This is a genomic window from Desulfosarcina widdelii (assembly GCF_009688965.1).
In the GTDB taxonomy this organism is placed as follows: domain Bacteria; phylum Desulfobacterota; class Desulfobacteria; order Desulfobacterales; family Desulfosarcinaceae; genus Desulfosarcina; species Desulfosarcina widdelii.
Map to the genome: position 1 here is coordinate 5,280,237 of NZ_AP021875.1, position 17,271 is coordinate 5,297,507.

21 protein-coding genes are annotated in these 17,271 nt (G+C 52.7%); all 21 read right to left on the reverse strand.

The features are described from left to right. Nucleotides 1–34 precede the first annotated feature (34 nt). From GN111_RS24240 to GN111_RS24340, 21 genes are read right to left on the reverse strand one after another with little or no spacing between them, the layout of a single operon-like run. Nucleotides 35–292 (reverse strand): hypothetical protein, encoded by a 258-nt coding sequence (locus tag GN111_RS24240; RefSeq protein WP_155306224.1) that lies wholly within the window; start codon nt 290–292, stop codon nt 35–37. Then, nucleotides 289–900 carry a hypothetical protein gene (locus GN111_RS24245; protein WP_155306225.1) on the reverse strand — a complete coding sequence of 204 codons (612 nt, stop codon included), beginning with the start codon at nt 898–900 and terminating at the stop codon, nt 289–291. The genes GN111_RS24240 and GN111_RS24245 overlap by 4 nt, the downstream gene beginning before the upstream one ends. Before the next feature lie 14 nt (nt 901–914). Beyond that, nucleotides 915–1,286 (reverse strand): hypothetical protein, encoded by a 372-nt coding sequence (locus GN111_RS24250; RefSeq protein ID WP_155306226.1) that lies wholly within the window; start codon nt 1,284–1,286, stop codon nt 915–917. A 16-nt stretch (nt 1,287–1,302) separates the two neighbouring features. Continuing rightward, a complete protein-coding gene (locus GN111_RS24255; RefSeq protein WP_155306227.1) occupies nt 1,303–2,016 on the reverse strand; it encodes a hypothetical protein in 714 nt (237 codons plus the stop codon). A gap of 45 nt (nt 2,017–2,061) precedes the next feature. Continuing rightward, the gene (locus GN111_RS24260; RefSeq protein WP_155306228.1) at nt 2,062–2,478 is read right to left on the reverse strand and encodes a hypothetical protein; all 417 of its coding nucleotides are present in this window, start codon (nt 2,476–2,478) and stop codon (nt 2,062–2,064) included. Between the two features lie 16 nt (nt 2,479–2,494). Then, on the reverse strand, nt 2,495–2,737 hold the full coding sequence (locus GN111_RS24265) for a hypothetical protein (RefSeq protein ID WP_170302439.1): 243 nt from the start codon (nt 2,735–2,737) through the stop codon (nt 2,495–2,497). After that, the gene (locus GN111_RS24270) at nt 2,727–2,969 is read right to left on the reverse strand and encodes a hypothetical protein (RefSeq protein WP_155306230.1); all 243 of its coding nucleotides are present in this window, start codon (nt 2,967–2,969) and stop codon (nt 2,727–2,729) included. The genes GN111_RS24265 and GN111_RS24270 overlap by 11 nt, the downstream gene beginning before the upstream one ends. A 53-nt stretch (nt 2,970–3,022) precedes the next feature. After that, nucleotides 3,023–6,181 (reverse strand): conjugal transfer protein TraG N-terminal domain-containing protein, encoded by a 3,159-nt coding sequence (locus GN111_RS24275; protein ID WP_155306231.1) that lies wholly within the window; start codon nt 6,179–6,181, stop codon nt 3,023–3,025. Continuing rightward, nucleotides 6,178–7,593, reverse strand: a complete 1,416-nt coding sequence (locus tag GN111_RS24280; protein WP_155306232.1) for a conjugal transfer protein TraH — start codon at nt 7,591–7,593, stop codon at nt 6,178–6,180. The genes GN111_RS24275 and GN111_RS24280 overlap by 4 nt, the downstream gene beginning before the upstream one ends. A gap of 13 nt (nt 7,594–7,606) precedes the next feature. After that, nucleotides 7,607–8,395, reverse strand: a complete 789-nt coding sequence (gene traF / locus GN111_RS24285; protein WP_170302440.1) for a conjugal transfer protein TraF — start codon at nt 8,393–8,395, stop codon at nt 7,607–7,609. Between the two features lie 7 nt (nt 8,396–8,402). Further along, nucleotides 8,403–8,867 carry a S26 family signal peptidase gene (locus tag GN111_RS24290; RefSeq protein WP_155306234.1) on the reverse strand — a complete coding sequence of 155 codons (465 nt, stop codon included), beginning with the start codon at nt 8,865–8,867 and terminating at the stop codon, nt 8,403–8,405. Further along, a complete protein-coding gene (locus tag GN111_RS24295) occupies nt 8,864–9,544 on the reverse strand; it encodes a TrbC family F-type conjugative pilus assembly protein (RefSeq protein WP_170302441.1) in 681 nt (226 codons plus the stop codon). The genes GN111_RS24290 and GN111_RS24295 overlap by 4 nt, the downstream gene beginning before the upstream one ends. 37 nt (nt 9,545–9,581) lie before the next feature. Then, on the reverse strand, nt 9,582–10,445 hold the full coding sequence (locus GN111_RS24300) for a TraU family protein (protein ID WP_155306236.1): 864 nt from the start codon (nt 10,443–10,445) through the stop codon (nt 9,582–9,584). A 46-nt stretch (nt 10,446–10,491) separates the two neighbouring features. Then, nucleotides 10,492–11,079: a hypothetical protein gene (locus GN111_RS24305; protein ID WP_155306237.1), complete on the reverse strand. Its 588-nt coding sequence runs from the start codon at nt 11,077–11,079 to the stop codon at nt 10,492–10,494. Then, the gene (locus GN111_RS24310) at nt 11,039–13,534 is read right to left on the reverse strand and encodes a TraC family protein (RefSeq protein WP_155306238.1); all 2,496 of its coding nucleotides are present in this window, start codon (nt 13,532–13,534) and stop codon (nt 11,039–11,041) included. The genes GN111_RS24305 and GN111_RS24310 overlap by 41 nt, the downstream gene beginning before the upstream one ends. A 5-nt stretch (nt 13,535–13,539) precedes the next feature. Further along, nucleotides 13,540–13,992 carry a TraV family lipoprotein gene (locus GN111_RS24315; protein ID WP_155306239.1) on the reverse strand — a complete coding sequence of 151 codons (453 nt, stop codon included), beginning with the start codon at nt 13,990–13,992 and terminating at the stop codon, nt 13,540–13,542. Then, complete coding sequence (locus GN111_RS24320) at nt 13,993–15,264, reverse strand: TraB/VirB10 family protein (protein ID WP_170302442.1); 1,272 nt, start codon at nt 15,262–15,264, stop codon at nt 13,993–13,995. A 9-nt stretch (nt 15,265–15,273) separates the two neighbouring features. Continuing rightward, complete coding sequence (locus GN111_RS24325; RefSeq protein WP_155306241.1) at nt 15,274–16,068, reverse strand: TraK domain-containing protein; 795 nt, start codon at nt 16,066–16,068, stop codon at nt 15,274–15,276. Then, the gene (locus GN111_RS24330; protein WP_155306242.1) at nt 16,058–16,618 is read right to left on the reverse strand and encodes a TraE/TraK family type IV conjugative transfer system protein; all 561 of its coding nucleotides are present in this window, start codon (nt 16,616–16,618) and stop codon (nt 16,058–16,060) included. Before GN111_RS24330 ends, GN111_RS24325 begins: the two co-directional genes overlap by 11 nt. After that, nucleotides 16,615–16,887: a type IV conjugative transfer system protein TraL gene (gene traL, locus GN111_RS24335; RefSeq protein WP_155306243.1), complete on the reverse strand. Its 273-nt coding sequence runs from the start codon at nt 16,885–16,887 to the stop codon at nt 16,615–16,617. The genes GN111_RS24330 and traL overlap by 4 nt, the downstream gene beginning before the upstream one ends. 26 nt (nt 16,888–16,913) lie before the next feature. Continuing rightward, nucleotides 16,914–17,264, reverse strand: coding sequence for a hypothetical protein (locus GN111_RS24340; protein ID WP_155306244.1), 351 nt, complete (start codon nt 17,262–17,264; stop codon nt 16,914–16,916). Between the last annotated feature and the right edge of the window lie 7 nt (nt 17,265–17,271).

Below are 17,271 nucleotides of genomic sequence, written 5' to 3' on the forward strand. Positions count from 1 at the left end.
GCAACCCAAGGCATCCAGGGCAGGGGAGGGGAAATCAATAGGGCCAGTAGTCCACCACCCACTGTTTTAATAAAGGGATCGCCACGGTGACGGTAATCACGATAAAGGCGATGATGAGATTGCGGTCCATGACAGCAAAGATCATCCCCGCGAAAAAAAGAACGCCCGTGAACCATAGTGTCGGGTCAAACCCTGGATACCGCCGTCTGATCTCCATTTGAAAATAGAACCCGGCCACCAGAAATAAAAGAACGACGAGGCTGGTTACGGTCTTTAAAATATACGCGGTCATGGTCTATGCGCTTTGATAGACTTTAAACTTTTCAGGCGGCGCCCGGTTTCATCGACGGGGCGGTTTCTGCCCGAATCTTCGGTTTCTGGATAAAGGTGCGAGTAGAGGTAGGTCTTCGTGGGCAACCCCGCATCGAACCGCATCGCATACTTGCCGCTCTCCAGCCCGCGGTCCGATTCGAAAAATTCGATCACGGCCCGGGGGTCCAAGAGTTCGAGGTTTTTTACCCTGCGTTGACCGTTTAATGCCTCAGCAACGGTGTCAAGGGTGTAGTATGCCCTTCCATTGTATTGGAAAGCCGTGGTGCGACCGGCTTTTAAATGGGTTTTCAGGGTGGCCAATAGGCCTTTTTCATCAAACCACGGATCGTTACGATTTAACGGACGATTCGCCGTAGGGTCTAAATTGGGACTTGTTCCCCTATGTTTGGAAGCAACCGCTCCTGGGAATTTGCTGTTTCGTAGCCCTTTTTGTGCATCATCCCCAGCGTTGCCGTCGACGGCGACAACGTCATTGGTATCACGCCACAAAGGCGCCAGATCCGCGATGGGTATGGTGCGGATACCCGAGGGATGCAGCTTCTTTTTCCTTGAGAAAAATCCAAACATGTCGTGGTTATTCTTTATGATGCCGTTTGGGGTGGACTATCCAGCGACGCTTGATTTTGATTCTTCTTGATGGATTTGTAGGTACGTGATTGGCGATAGTCGATACCCACCTTGGAGCCGATGAATTTCAGGTGATCTTCGAGGCTGAAGATGATTTTATAGTACTCATCCATATAACCGGTGAAGTCTTCGATATTGATTGAGCGCATCAACTCGTCCCTGAGCCTGCTGATGATAATGTCCCCCTGGCGGGTGATGTCGGCCATCATGTAGGTGTCCGAGGTGTTGGCCATGATGACCCGGGATCGGGGGTGTTTGGCCATTTCGATAAAAAAATCTCTTCCCCTTGCCGGTGCGCCGTTGTCACCTTTTTTTGTCTCAGTCATCGTGTGCTCCTTTTTTTCAAGGATAAAATTGCAAATACTCTCCTGCCAGGGGTTGGCGAATCTCTTTGGAAAGAAACAAACCCCACCGATAGCTGGGGGCCGTGGTCCGAATCCACGATTTGACACCCGGCAGGCGCCGATAGCAGCGGAATTTGTACTTGGGAAATTTACTCGATAGCACATATTCCGGAAGCGTTTTGGATCTGCGCGAAAGATGAATTCGGACATTTTCCCCTTCCATTCTGACCCGTTTAATATGGAATAAATGGGTTGCGCCGAGGGTATAGTGTTCCTTTTTTATTCCATCCCTATGGTTCAGTATGCCTGTTCCGCCTTTCAAGCTGATCTTGAAATGGGTTTGGGACATTTCGGTGATCGTTCCGGGCACGATTTTGCGCTCACGGGGTTTCCATTTGAGATAAGATGCCAGCGCTTCCTGCTCAGCCATTAGACGTTCTAAAATGGGCCGGGCCAGTTGTTTGATTTGGGGCGGCAATTGCTCCAACGGGATTGAGAGGGGGATATCTTTCGAACCATTGGGCTCAGCATGGCCATTGAACCGCGCGATCCATTTTTTATGAGCAATGGGGTCGAAAAGGACGCAAACGCTATGGGTATCCAGATTAACGATGCAATCCCTTACCTGAAAATACTCGATCACGGCTGTTTCAATGGCTTGATGCGCCGCGCGTTCCTCAATTTCGTTCAGATGGATTGATAGCTGCTGCATATGATCGACAACCTGTCTGTTCCGGGTAATCCGGAAAGGGTTCACCTATCGAGCCAAAACTATCGGTTCATCGTATGCACCACACTCCTCGGCGTATAATTGGCCGCTAATGGCATTCTCGCCGTCGAATTCGCCATTGATACTCAAAAAAACATAGCGTTGTTGATTGTCGTCATAGCCGCTGCATAGAATCTCAACATTGCTGCTAAAATGAACGGTAGTACCGGAATCACTCGTAAAGCAGTCGTCGCTTGTATCCCAGGCTGCGGCATAGGTGTTTCCCCGACCGCTGATGGTGATGGTATGCGTGACGCCATTGGCTGATCCGATCCAGGTGCCCGCCAACGGACCGCCTTTTTCCTCAACTGAAGATCCTGAATCCGAAGAGCCCGATGATCCTCCGCAACCGGCCAGGCCAAGCAGACAGCACACAGTCACGACAATCATCAGGTTTTTTAACATTGGTATCAGCACCTTGTTAAAAACTATCAAAATAGACCTTCAAGCGCTCGATATAGCGGATGACATCCTTTTTTACCGGATCGCTTAACGCGGTCAGGGGCTTGCCCGAGCGGTAGCAGGCGATGGCTTCGATCAGCTGGGGCGGAATACCATAGGTTTGGCCGGCACGTTCAAAGCAGAATGGAAAGGCGTTTTTAGGGCACATTACCGCTAAAATAAGCAAAACCATTGTGACCATATGAAGGCTCTTAATCCCCATCGCCATAGCGGTCTTTGTGGAAAATATTACTTTTTAGAGAGGAATATCCTGGATTAATGATTGGATCATCATCAAATTCCCTTTCCATATCCAACGTAGAAGGAAGTTCAGCTTTGTCTTTTTTCTTTTCACTCTTCGGTTTGTAGCGAATAGATAACAACCGATAAATGCCACCCAGAATGAAGAGTGCTCCGAAAAGGATCATTATTAAAAAATATGTTTCGTCACTCATTGCAGGCCTCCAAATCGATCTATTGTGTTGTTTCCCTTTTCTTACCCCATGTGTCACATGCCCACATCATCCCAATCCTTAAGACGTTCTTGCATGTTTTTTTTGTTCTTATCAAAATCTTTAAGCCCGTTTCGCATTTTATCCGCCGTATCCTGGGCCATGTCCTTGATGTGATTTTGACTATACTCATTGATGGCTGATTTCATGTATCTGTAGTTATTGGCTGTCATGGATCTGATTTCATTTTGTAGTGCTTCTCTGGCGGCTTCATTGGTCGTTGCATTAGCGGTTACATCCATGAGGCGCTGGGTAATCACGTTTTGGGATAACTCGGTTAAATCTCGTTTGGAGAAGGATACACCGGTGTTACCGGAAGCACCTATGCCTTTACTGATCCCCCCACTGACGGAACCGCCCCATGATGAAGCCACCTGATCAAGATAGTTCTGATTGGCAGATACAAAATTGGAAGAAACGGCCTTGGCAATCTGCGGGACCACTTCGGCGCGTTGGGATGCCTCTGTCAGATCGATGCCCCTGATCATCGTATCGATTCCCTGACTCAACCGGGAAAGCACATAGGGTGACCCAAACCCGTTGAACCGCTCACCCAATGTCATGCGGTCCATCGTGTGGCCATCGGAAGATCCCAGCGTAACGGGCGTGCCGTCGGACATGAACCCCTCGGCCTGCTGGTAAACCCCAGACTGCCCGTAAACCCGGCCCGAGGTCATGGTTACGGGTTCCCCCGAGGATGGGTTGGTCAAGAAGTAGGGACTGTCGGGCGTGATGGGGCGCTCAAAGTATTGGCCGATCTCGTGATAGCCGGCACCGGACGATACATTGATGTTGGATGGCACCACATCGCCGCTTTCCGGATTGTAAGCCATTTTAAAACTCACTTGGGAACCCTGGAGCATTTCCGGTGAAAAATGGTGCCCGTGGGCGCCAAAATAAGTTGCCAGGGCGCTGGCTTCATCGGCGTCCGGAGATACGTCCATACGGGCGGCGGTCTGAATGTGGCCTTTAAGATCGGGGTTATCGTTCATCCGATTGAGCAGATCACGGTTTGCAGGGCTGACGGAGCCTTTTTGGAGAATATCCCTGGCCGCGACATTGGCCACGATGGAATGGGCGCTGTGGCGGGCGCTATCGGTGTAGGCGGTCTGGTAGACGCCCTGGGGGCCCAGATCGCGGTTGGCATCCAATGTACCCCGCTGCTGGGTGCCCTGAATAGTGCCAACCTGGGCTTGCCGGTCATTGAGATTGCCACCTTCACCCAAAGCTCTGAGAGCGGCATCTCTTTTTGTCATTTCCGTACTGGTCCGGTCGTAATGTTGCTCCATACCGAGGCTTTCGGCTCTTTCGGCGGATGACAAGCCGCTGGCCACCTGATTTTCCTGCATCAGGTCCCTGGCGTCCTGTCCCTGCATGCCTTTGATCCCGGCCTGCTTGTTGACGGCAGTGTATCTGGCCGAGCCATCCAGCGTGCGGTTGGTCATCTCCCGGCCTTGGTGAGTTGCAGCCCCCGGGAACGATCCCCCGCTGTCGGCAATCAGTTGCCCGCCGCCCGCGACGTTGCCGGCATAGGCGAGACTCGAAAGCCGCACCATCTCGTGATAGCCTTGGTTGCGATGGGTCTCCAATGGGATCGGCGCTTTGGCGTAGGACTCCAAGGTGTTGGCCTGTTGGGAGGGATCATTAACCTGGGTTGCCGCCGCTATACCAAGATGACCAAATTGCATCGTATTGGCAAAGTGGGCCAGGGCGGCCCCGCCGAACTTGGCGATCACCCCGGAGATCACCCCGGCCAGGATCATGGTGGCGGCGCGGGTTTTGCCGAACATCAGCATGGATCGGTGACTTTGGTTTTCAATCATGCCGATGGATTTGAAACTCAGCCCGTTGCGCCTGATTTCATCGAAGAAGTTGACAGTATGGTCCATGGCATAACTGTGGATCAGGGCATCGCACACCTCCCAGGCCGTCAGGAAACAGAAAAAGCCGATGATCAGCCCCCCCACGCGACCCAAAAGGGGGGTTGGCAATAATATGACCAAAAACGGCACCAACCCCAAATAGATCGCGGTCATCACCTCTTTGATCAGCGGCAGCCAGCGATCCGTTGAGATGGCTTCACCGGTCAGCGCAGTGCCGATTTTGTAATCCCCCAGAGTGCCGATATCGGCGCTTAAGGCTGCGTTCCAGAGTTCCCGGGCGATCAGGATATTGCGGGTCACCTCAGAAGGGGCCACATCGCCTTCGGTGATGTAGGATAAAAATTCCGTGGTACGCTCGATACAGCGTTCGATCTGATCCTGGCCAACCATCCCCTCGCTGTTGTGATAGCCGGCCTCGGTACACTTGGTGCGCCAGAAGTTCATGTTCTCTGCGGAGATGTCGGTGATGCCGTTCAAGTCGCCCACGATCAGATCATAGGCCTCGGCGCAGCTTACCGTGGCTCCGGTTCTGAACTCATCGCTGAAATAGACCGTAAAGACCGACGGGTTTTGCGCCGCTGCCAAAAGCTCGGTTAGATCTGAACTGGTGGCGAACAGATTGACGTTCAGTTCGCTTTCCGGCCGCAGGATCTCAAAAGTGACGCAATCCTCACAAAAGCGCCGCAAAGAGGCGTTTAGATAGCGTCCATTGCCGGTGTCGCTGGAGATGTCGACCTGCCCGTTATAGATCTGGCGCAGGATATTATAGACATCCCCGTTGGCGTTCTCCCGGTAGTCGTAAACCCCGGGCGCCGCGGATGTCCATATAATGTCGGTCATGGTACGGGTAAAACTGTTTTGCATGCCGGCTAAAAGGACCACCCCTTCGGGGACCTCGGCCACCTCCTGGTGGATATTCAGCAGTTCGTCATAGACCACCATGGTGGTTGTGGGTCGGAGCAGGGCGATGTAAACAATGCACCCGGCCAGTATGGTAAAGGCCATATAAATGAATCCCAACACGCTGCCGTTGCGAAAAAAGCCGATGGCGCCCCAGGCCAGCCAGAAGGTCAGGGCTACTACCAGAAACGCCACAAAGAGCCCCTCATAGGAGTTGTCCGAGAAACTGAGGGCAATCCGGCTCAAGGCATTGTGAATCGAATGAAACCCCCCATAGGTCACATACTCCCTAAACGAGTCCGGAACCTGGGCCATGGCATATCCCGGCTCGATTAAAACCAGCAGGGGGAGTAGCTTCAAGGGATGTTTCATGGTTGAATCCCCGATCGGTCAAAGGACGTTTGGGCCAGCCGGTCGCTTCGGGCCTGGACCAGACGTTCTTGCTCCAGATCGTTGGTGATACGCTGCATGGCAACGGCATAGGCCCCGTCGAGATAGCTGTACATGCTGTCCAGCCGGCCCAGGATCGCTTCAACATAGCTGGCCGGCTGTTCAACCAGTTGTTGGAGACAATTGCCGGCGGCATCCGGCCCCAACTGGTTCTGGGCGATGCGCATGGCGTCGTGATAAAGATTATAGGTGTTGAACAAAAGCGACTTGCTCATGTAGTAGGCGTAAGAGAGGGCACATACATAGGCCATCCGACCCGAGATCTCTTCCACGTTATCCAGATTGCCCACAGCCTTGATGTCGTTGAGCACCAGCATATAGACCGGTGAGGGCATAATTTCGATAAACGCCCGGGCCGGTTCGGAAAGCTCCGCTTTGGTGCCAATGGCCGTGATAATCTCACGAATCATGGCAAACGACCAATTATAGAGAGATTCATAGTTGACTCCGCCGATACGAATATAGTCCAAATGCGCACACTCGCTTTCGGCGTTACGGGTGATCAGATCCCCATAAATCAGCGCATCCACATCCCCCGGATCGTTATAGCACGGCCCCACCATGAAATAGCGACCATCTTCGATAACCACATCCCCGACAAATGCTGACATGATCCGGGTTTGGGATTCGGGAATGTCGTTCTCTCTGGCAACGTTGGCCAACAGCGAGCCGTTTCTGAAAAAGACCCGCCGCATCGCTTCCGGACAACCGGCGGTCATGGCGCCAACGGTAACCCCGGTTTCTCCTCTGACCTGGTCGGTGTTGGCCCTGCTGTATTCATCCTGAGAGCTTTGATAGAACCCGTTGATACCGCTTTCGACCAGGAATTTCTGGAGGGCCTCGGACTGATCTTCGCCCGAGGAGGTGCTTTTCAAATAGGTTGCAACACCCTTGGCGGCCTTGCAATCGTCGAGTTGCAGCTGGTTGAGCCGATCCACCAGGGCTTCCAGGGACTTCATCGATTTTTGGATCGGCTCGGAAAGTACCGACATGGCAATGTCGTAGACAAAGGTGGCCATCCCCCCCTCAACGATGCGTTCCAGCTTTTCCATCAGATACTCCGCCTCCAGGTAGGAAACACTTCCCAGGAACATATCGATGCCGCCGCACCCGGCACGAAAGCGCGGTGGGGCGTAGTTGACCAGATAATCCTTTTCGTTGCGATAGCGAAGGGACAAGCTGCCGGCCGAGGCATAGCCCCGTTTCTGGCTTTCGAACATATTGGGTCCGCTGGTCGTCGCTTGTTGAATCCAGTTGTCGATCCAGTCGTCGGCAAACGCTACACCGGACGTCATGAGGACAATGGTGATGGTAAGCAACAATCGCTTGTGCATGAAAACCCCCTGGCTAATTTGCGGCCTCAAAAAAATCCATGTGGTAGAATTGTTGCGGATCGGCGCGGCCTTCCATCAGGCGTACCAGCTGGTAAATCCGTTTATTCAGCTGATCCAGCGCGATGACACCCGAGGAGATGATTTGAGATTCTTGGGTGGCGCGAGATACCAGAAGCAGGGTCGGCGTCATCTCAACCTTAAATTTTGCAGCCAGCGCCGGGTTCTGGCCGATATCGATCCGCCGTACGGCCCAGCGGTTCAAATATTCGAAATGGGCCAATATCTCATCCTGGGCCTCACAATGCCCGCACCCCGCTTGATTGAAGGCAATGATGGCATATCGATCCCTGAAGTTCTCTAAACTGGCTTGTATATCTTTGCTGCGTTGCTGGAGATAGGCGCTGCGGCCGGGCTGTGAATAGGGATACCGGGATTCACCGGTCAAACGGGGATTCTGCATGGCCACATAGCCGGCGACATTGGCCATCATGCGGCTCTTTTTTTTGGCCACGTCGGTGGCCTCTAAAAACCTCAGCACATTTTTTTCGGTGGGGCGGTGCACCGCGTGTTTGAGCCGCGCGTCGATCACTACCTCAAACCGGTCCGGATGCAGGTCGAACAGATCCTCATAGCTGTAATTGTCCGGTGATGCATCCCCTTCGGGTTGTATCATAACGGGTTGATCTGTAACCGTTGGATCTTGATCCCGGGGCGCCTGCCAAATCGGATCGTCGTACCAGAAATAGCCCCGTTTGCGATCCTCCCAGAAGGTGTCCCCTGCCAATGCCGATGATGCCAGCATCAACAGGTTAAAAAAGAGGAAGCAGCACCGTTTCGATATCGGCAATCTGTTTGAACCCGAAATACCGTGAATCATAACTGTTATCCCTATCCCCAACCAGAAAAACCATGCCCGGAGGCACCGTTCCGCTGAATTGAAATGGCGCTATGTTTTTTCCTGTCTTGCACTGACCCAAATACTCACCATTGCAGTAGTATTTAATGCCCTCACTGACCAACCGATCTCCTGGCAGACACCCAACACGTTTGACGATGCTGCATGGTGCACAACCAATCTTTTGTTCGTATAGCGGGAGACGCACATAATCTCCCTTTTGCGGTGTCTTGCCATGAATCTCCCAAAACAGATGGTACTTGACGCTATGGGTTTTGGTGATGGTCAGGCGTCTTGGTATGGCCATGCCGATCAGCAGCGAGATGCCAAGCATCACCAGACACCATAAAATGTTGGTGTTCAGCTTCGAATACTTCAATTGTGGGCAACCCGATTGGCGGCAATTTTAAATTCATGCTGGCCCGACTCTTCGTAAAAAAGGGTCAATGCTTCTTTTAAAGGCACCGCGCCATACACAAGCAGCCAGTTGTTATTCGTATGGGTCGTGTCGGGATCAAAGACCACCGCCGGCACCTGAGTTACTGCGTAGCGCTGAAAGAGGCGGTCGCTGATGATAATCTTGGCTTTGACCACGCAATCGTCGGCCATACAGTCCGGGTCCTTTCTTAAAAATGAGCCCAAAAAGTTGCTGGGAAAATACCTGAACACGAAGCAAAGGTTTTCTTTTCCAAGGGATTCGATGCCGGCGGCATAGGCTTTGAGCGTATCCAGGGGAACCGAGCGGGACACGAAAATGAAAATCCTCGACTCGGCTCCGAACAGCGCGTCGTGATCGTTGCTCTCGGTTCTTCCGGATTCAACGGTTTCACTCAACATCCTTCCGTAAAGGGCATCGATGGTAGCCTTTTTTTCTGCGACCTTTTGCCTTACCCGTCGATTCAACTCTTCTTCGATCCTTTCGGCGAATTGTTTGGCCCGTTCATAATGGGGACTTTTCCCGATGTCCTTGGCGATTTTTTCAACATCCTGTGCGTTTGCCTGGGGGGTTAGCCATACTATTAATGAAACTGATATCACCCCATTGATAAATCTCATGGCAGCCCGTTTCATGGTTAATATTTTCAATTATATGTCAGCTGGCACAGCAAATACGCAACCTCCAGAGCAGCCAGGCGAAGTTGTCGCCTCCTTGGCCGATATTGTTCAGGTTGCCACTCCACAGTAAGGGGGCCAGGCCGATGGGAATTTTTGCCGATCGCTCGGTCGGCCTTAGCGGTTGCAGCCTGAAATAGCTTTTTATCCAGATAGGCATCGGTATCGCGTAGCAGGTTGTTGAAGCCGCGTCCATCAGGTAACCACGGCGGCCCATATGGGCGATGGTCCGCGCCGCTAAGCCGGCATTACCTGTCGTGTATTCATCCTGGTTCATGTGACCGTTCATGTTAAAGAGCATCCCCCAGGCGCCCATACACCAGTAAAGCGCATCGACAGGAGCGCCAAACTGTGCGGTTGCGGCATCGACCATGCATGTCTCCACCAGTGACAGGTTCGCGAACATATCCGCTTCGGGCCACCACATGGAGCTATGGATATCCTGCCATTCGTCGTCACTCTCGGATATATATTCCATCCCGGTATCGGAGTATTCCCAGCACAAATCGTCAAACTCATCGATTATCGCATCCAGTATGGGGTGCGTAAGATAATGTACTTGTGCGAAAACAGTCGCATCTTCGGTATTGGAATGATCGGAATGGGTGCCGCTCAGCTGCAATTGTTCCAGCGCATCGATCACGACGGAGGAGTCGCTCAACAAAAAGGAGCTGGAATCGGTTGGCGAGCAATATGGGTCCTTGACTGTCTCGATGATCCGATGAGGCTCCCAGAATGCGACTAGCGCGCCGGTTCTGCAATAGTACTCGCTGTAACAACATTGACAGACCCCGAGTACCTGAAATTCAAAGTCAAACCCGCCCGGGTTCCATTCGCGTTCCACTCACGTCGCGCCCACCAGGGAGGGAATCATGAAGATCAACACCCAACTAATTGACAGGTATGGTTGTAACCGCAAGGACCGCTCCTTTCTGCTTAACGATGGCGGGGATGCTGGTGATGCGATAGCGCTCGGCCACCTGGGGATGCAAGCGATAGACTTTCCGTTTGAACCGTTGGGATACGGCGGTCTTGTCTCCTCGGGTAATCACGATCCGGGTCATGGGATCGGCGGCATCTTCAAGGTTATCGGCCCAGTCCACCTGCTTTGCATCGCTCCCGTCGATGACGACCATGGTGCGAAAACGGCGATGCTCCAGAGGGTTGAAGCGATACCCCTTGAAATAGAGCACCTTGCCTTCGGCGTCGGTAATGTCCCGGGGCACCGTATAGCTCAGATCCAGATGTTGTTCCGTTTCAGCCAATGAAACCGGCAGAGATAAAGGGGCAAACGTATGGGAACGGCGCTTTTGGTCGGGCTCCTGACGCTGCCTAACGCTCGTTTCAACGATCGGGTACACCGGCCCCGCCTGGCCCAGGTTCTTGGCCTGGGCAGGGGCCAGCGCGCCTATCAGGCACCCGGCCAACAGGCCGATCCTAATAGCCCCTTTGATCGGCCAGTTTTTGAATCGCTTCATGATATGGGTATCCTTGTCTTAAAAGCGCATCGATGCGGGCATTGTCCTGGGGATCGGAAGTAAACGCATAATAGGTCACCGGATCGAGTGAGAGCCGTGCCACGCCCGAGCCATTTGGCGTCTCCATTAAAAACTCGGAGTATTTGGGTTTGACCAGGCGTACCGAATTTAAAATCGATCCCATGAATTCGCCGTATTCGATGATCTTCTCCCCGATGGCCTGGGGGTAATCCCTGGATTGCAGGTAAAATTTATAGGCCGAGTTGGAGTTGATCACCCGGCCCACCTTGCCAAAATTGGCGATGTCCAAGGGCGATTGCAGCACCGTGATGAACGATCCGTAATATTTGCGGGCCAGGCGATAGCCGGCCTCGATCACCATGGCGATGAAACTGTCTTTACTGACCCATTGAGCGGTCTCTTCAAAGACAATCACCCGTGGCCGCTGGCGGTCGGAGAGATAGAGATTCTGGGTGATGTAGTGGATAATCTGCATGCAGACCACCCGGAACAGAGAATCCATATCCTTGAGGGAATCGACTTCCAGGACCACGAATTCGTCGTTGCGGATATCCAGGGTGGCCGGCCCTGCGAACCACTTGCCATAGGGACCCTTGGTGGTGAAGTCTTTCAGATTGAAGCCCAGTTCAGCGGCAACGGAGTCGATATCCTTGATCCTGCCAAGGTCGATTTCGGATTCCATCTGTTTTGATACTTCAGTGAAGCGATTCAAGAACCGGTAAATGGTATCGATACCGGTGTCGTTGCCCTCCACCTCCCAGGCGGCCCGCGCCGTGTTTTTCAAAATGGTCATCTTGGTTTCGGTGGGCATTTGCCCGGTGGCCGAGTAGCACATTTGATAGAGGATCGCCGAAAGGGAGTCGATGGATTCGTCGATACGCCGGATATGCGTGAAGGGGTTGAGGGACACATTGGAATTTTCGGTAAACTCGATGAAATTGCCGCCCAGGATTTTGGTCAGCTTTTCGTAGCTGCGGCCCAGATCGAAGATCCGGATCAAGCCTCCATTGGAATAGATCTCCTTTAACAGATAGTTCATCAGGTAGGATTTGCCCGCCCCGGTGGTGGCGGCCACCACCGCGTTGTTGTTGGTCGATCCTTCATTGAACATTCCGTAGGAGACCACCTGACCTTTGCGGCCCAGGAAAAGGGCCGTGGGCTGCCCGGAACCGGTAAAATCGCCCTGGATAGGCAAAAGCCGCAAGGCGGTTTCAGCGGGCATGATTTTGTCGCGATCCATGAAATCGACGTTGGTGCTGATGTTGTAAAGACCCAGGGGCATTGAGGCGATCAACAGCGGCGTTAAAATCCCCATATCCTCCTGGAGCACGAACCCGCCCCCCTGGGAATGCCAGATCCGACTGATCTGGGCGCAGTTGTTATCGACTTCCTCTTTTGAACGGCCGACATTCCAGATGATGGGGGTGACCCGCACAAACAAATTGCCGCTGATCAATTCCTTGGCTGCCCAGCGATACTCGGCCTCCCGCTCGTTCTCTTTCTGGCCGCGCACGCCCCTTTTTTCCTGGCGCATCATCAATTCGGTTTTGGAGCGGATGCGCCTGGACAGCTCGCCGAAGACAACATTGACCGTGACCCAAAACGGGCAGGTAATCTGGTTGGTATCGTCATTGGCCCCCATGATACCGCCCATGATGCGGTTCATGACAAGGGGTTCGATCTCACCGATGGGCCACCCCTTGACGGTCTGGGCTTTCAGGTATTTGGAATCGGATCCACCTGCAATTTCCACATGGGTGAATTTGGCATCGATCACGCCGGCGCGGATGATTTGTTTGCGAATCTCCAGATCGGGATCGTAATGGACCGCCTGGCTGTTGGACCGGCTATTGAGCATCTTGGATAGAAGGCCAATAAGGCCGTCAGGATCGAGGGGGAGGGGGTTCAAACCGGACCCCTTGAGGGCTTCGGCCACCGACAGGGCGGCAAATTCAAACTTGTCGCTCAGTTCACCGCCCGGCGGGAATTTGAGGCTCACCAACAGGCGGAAATTGCGCACGGGGATGTTGTTGGTGCTCTTTAATCCGAACTCGGCATCGGATAGGTGGCAGAGCATGTTGTCGGTGAGGGTGTCCAAAAAGGGATTATGGCGGGTTTTAAGGGCCTGGTAATGGGCGAAAAGGCTCTTGCAATCCGGATCGGCGTACATCATGAACTGCAGGACGCTTCCATAAGGAATCCCGCTATGGATACAACCCTTGAGGGTATCAAAGACATCCGTCCCGGCGTAAACCAACGGGGTGCACTCCCACACATAGCCGAATGTGTCGTCGACACTATGGTAGGCTTTGCTATGGCTGTCCCAGGCCTGGTAGGGCAGGTACACCGAAAGTTTATCCCGATCCACCAGGCGTCTGAAACGCTGGGCGTTCAGGGCGTCGCCCACGCCCAATATTTTATCCAGTAGCAGCATGGTTATTACTCGATGATGTTTAAGATCCAGCGGGGTTTGTCGCTTTCGAAAAATACATAGCGATGGCTGTAAAAGCGATCCTCGCGGTCATATCCTAAAATCAGGACCCGCATGAGCTTGGCGGATATTCGCACAGGCGTTATGGGCTGTTTCACCAGCCCGGCGATCTCCTGATAGAGTTCCTGTTTGTAAACCGAATCACCTTCTATCGGGATAGGGGCGTTCTCATTCGTTTGGGGTCGATCCTTGATGAGGGGCGAATCGTGCCGGGGATCAATTTTTTGGATTTCGCTATTTTTTGGATCGGCCTTGGATCGCCGGTAGGCCGTCTCCATGGAGACGCAATCGCCATTATAGGGATCCGGGCAGTCGCTGGAGGCATCATAGGGATTGAGGATCTGACACCCTGCAAGGGGCAGGATCGAGATTAGAAGCATCGATAACCATTTGGTTTTCATTTATCCTTCAAGCTCCACTTTTGAGGTTTCCTGTTTCCTGATGGCGATGTCCACCCCTTCGCTGATCACGATGGTGATGTTTTTGGTGGGGTGTACTTCGATGACCGGCAGGGATTGTTCGGCCAGCTTAAGGTAGAACTTTTGAAGATCCTCGGCCACATTGACAATGCCCTGGCCGATACCGGCCTTGGCCAGGGTATCCGGATCGGTGTTTTTGAACTGGCTGCTACGCACCCCGGTATTGGCGCCGTAGGTAAACTCCTGTTGACCCAGGGTCATGGCGTCGCCCAAGCCTTCTAAAAATCCGGCGATGGCCACCCGGGCGATCTGTTGGCCGAACTTGGCAAAAACATGACCCTTCATACCCTCTTTGCCGTCGGTATCGACCACAAACCCCTTGATTGCTTGGTCGATGACCGTGCCCCCTTTCTGGTTGATGCAGGATAAGGACAGCAGGCGGGCGTGAACCCGTTCGTCGGCCAGGCTGCCGTACCCTTCGGCCACCACGAAACAGCCCTTGGTGTTGCTTTTGACGTTGTTGGGCAGAACCGCCAGGTTGTTGACCCGGATCAGCATGGGGATGGGGTTGTTTTTTCCTACATCCGTGGCCGGTGCGGTGACCCCATTGAGCAGGTTGGCCTCCATGAAGGAGGGCGGCAGATGGACTCTGATATCTTCGCTTTCCTGCAAATCGCCCTGGGTTGCATGGGGGTTTTCAAAAACCGCAATCTGTTTGATGGGCTGATCTTGCTCGGTGAGATTCGAGCGTCCCCGCCGCGGGCTGCGCTCCTTGATGAGGTTTTTTTTAGGTTGGGGAACGTCATTGAATTGAAACTTATCGATCACAGGCAGCGGCGCTGTCAGGGATAGTTTTTGGGTGGGAATTCTTCTGATCGATTTTGGGTCGGCGGGTTTATCCGGGAAATTGTTTGGTACCGTATTTTTGCCACTGTAACGTCCTGTTTTTTCGACCTCCTGGATTTTCTGGGAGAGCATGTCCCGCATCTCCTTTTTAAAATCGACCAGTTCCTGGCGCAGGCCTTCGACATCGGCCCGGGTTTTGTTGTAGATCGTCTTCTCGAAGGTCCGTTCGTCGAACTGCAAGGTGTTTTGTTTGATATCGGTGCGGGTTTTTATGCGGTTATCTTTGTTTTTGGTGAATTGATAGGCGCTCATCACCAGGATGACTGCCGCCACGCCGATGACTGCCTTGACGATCCGGCTCTTGTCTTTGCTTTTTAAATTCCTGAACCACGCTTTGAGTTGATTCATTGGATTCATTCAATTGTGTGAGTGTTCGACGATAAATAGGCGCAGGTATTGACCCGGACGCAACACTGCCTTGCCGTCCACAAACTGTTTCAAATCCTTGCCCAGGGCGATGGCCGTTGGTTTGCGGGTCAGCTTCGGAACCAGAAAGGCGCTTTCATCCACCTTCATCTCGGCAAGGCCCGAGAAAGGCGCGATGCTGACCCGGTATTCGTTTAGCGCCAGGGGCACCCCATCGATGCTGACTGTTCGCCGCAAGGTTATCCGTAGATGTTTGATCGCCTCTATTTCCTGGTGGCTTGGGGTCACGTTAAAGTTGTCGCCAATGGTGTCGGCAAAAGCGTTGCGGATCAAATCAACGGCAGCCGTTTCAGGGTCTAGTCTGGCAAACTTGACCTGATTGTCCTTGGCCTTGCGGCTTTGTGAATCCAAATGGATGACCCTGGCCTTGAGACCCTTTTTAGGGATGATCTCCAGTGAAAAAACGTCACCACTTTGGGTAATGATGTAAACCACCCCCTGTTTGGCTTTCCTGCCGAGGGTGACAAAAGCATTGTTTCCCTGGTACTCCACTTCCAGGCTGAGCGCTTGGGGTGCGTTGATTTTTTGGATTGGCTCGCTGCTGTGGATGCGGTTTATGGCTTCCGGGGCCAGTTCGATCAACGTCAGCTTTTCCGATACCCGGTAATTGTCTGGGTCTTCGGAAGCCTTTGTTGTCTGGGTTGGTTGAGATGCCTGGGACAGGATCGGGAAAAGCAGAACGACCAGCCCTGCGACAACCCATTTGGATAGTGGTTTACGCGCCATTTTTTTGTGACACTCCTGTTACCCTGAAGGTTCCTTCATCGATGTCGTATTCGATGAAGTGGTGCTCGATTGCACTTTCGATGCGCACGTCATCGGCATGCTTGGACCGCAGGCCGACAAGTTCGATTCGGTTGGTGCTGCCCAATTTTTTGATGGTGTGGATGTGAAAGGAGGAACTGACCCGCAGGCGGATCACCTCTTCGATGATTTTATTCAGGCCGGTGCGCATGGAACTGAAAACGCCCGGCGAGGTCAGTTTAAGAAAATCGGAAAAGTTTTGTTCAACATTGCTGGGGGTATAATCCAAAATCAGCTTAATCGCGTATCGACCCATCATCTTGAGGTACTCATCGTCGGCGTCGTTGCCTCGGATCGCGATTTTATGATCCACCATCGGCGGCAATATAACCACCTTCTGGTTGTTCATTGCGCGGTAAGCCACGATGGCGTTGAAAAGGGTGATGGCTGTCAGCAGAATCAGACAAAACTTGAGCAGGGCGTTTTCGGCCATGGCATTGGCCAGTTTATCGCCGTAAATTTTAAGTTTCATTCCACAAACCTGTTGGCAAAGAATTCTGGATAGTGGGCGAATTTATAAAAGCCGCTGAAATAGGCGACATGCCGGATAAAGCCCCTGGGAAAATTGCGGTTCAGCCAGACGAATGCGGCCACCATGGATAGGTTCAGCAACAGCACCATCCATTGAAAGCGAAAGATGGCGCAAAAATAGAAAGACAGAAGCACGATAATAAATTCGTCACTTTGCAGCCCGACAAACCTTACCTGTTCGTTCAAATAGCGTGGTATTCGATATCTCATTGGGTGTCCTTAATAGAGCAACGTCGTTAAAACAGACCGGTGACCGTAAAGGTTTCGATATCCGTAATGGTTATCCCCAAGGAGATGACGACCTCTTCGATGAAGATGATCAGCCCGGCGCAGATGGCGCAAACGATGGTGCCGAAAACGTTGCTGCGCACCGCCCAGAAAATGGCGTAGAGGATCAACCCGGCGGCGATGACAAAACCGATGGCGCCAGTCAAGATGTCGTTCATGAAAAGATCGTAGACGCTGAAGGCGAAGCTTCCTTCGGCCGGGGCCTCGAAAGCAAAGGCCGGGGCTGGGCAAAGCCCGATGATCAAACCCCCGAGGATCAAAACATAGACAACGACACTCATTTTGCTGATGGTTTGCATGATCGAC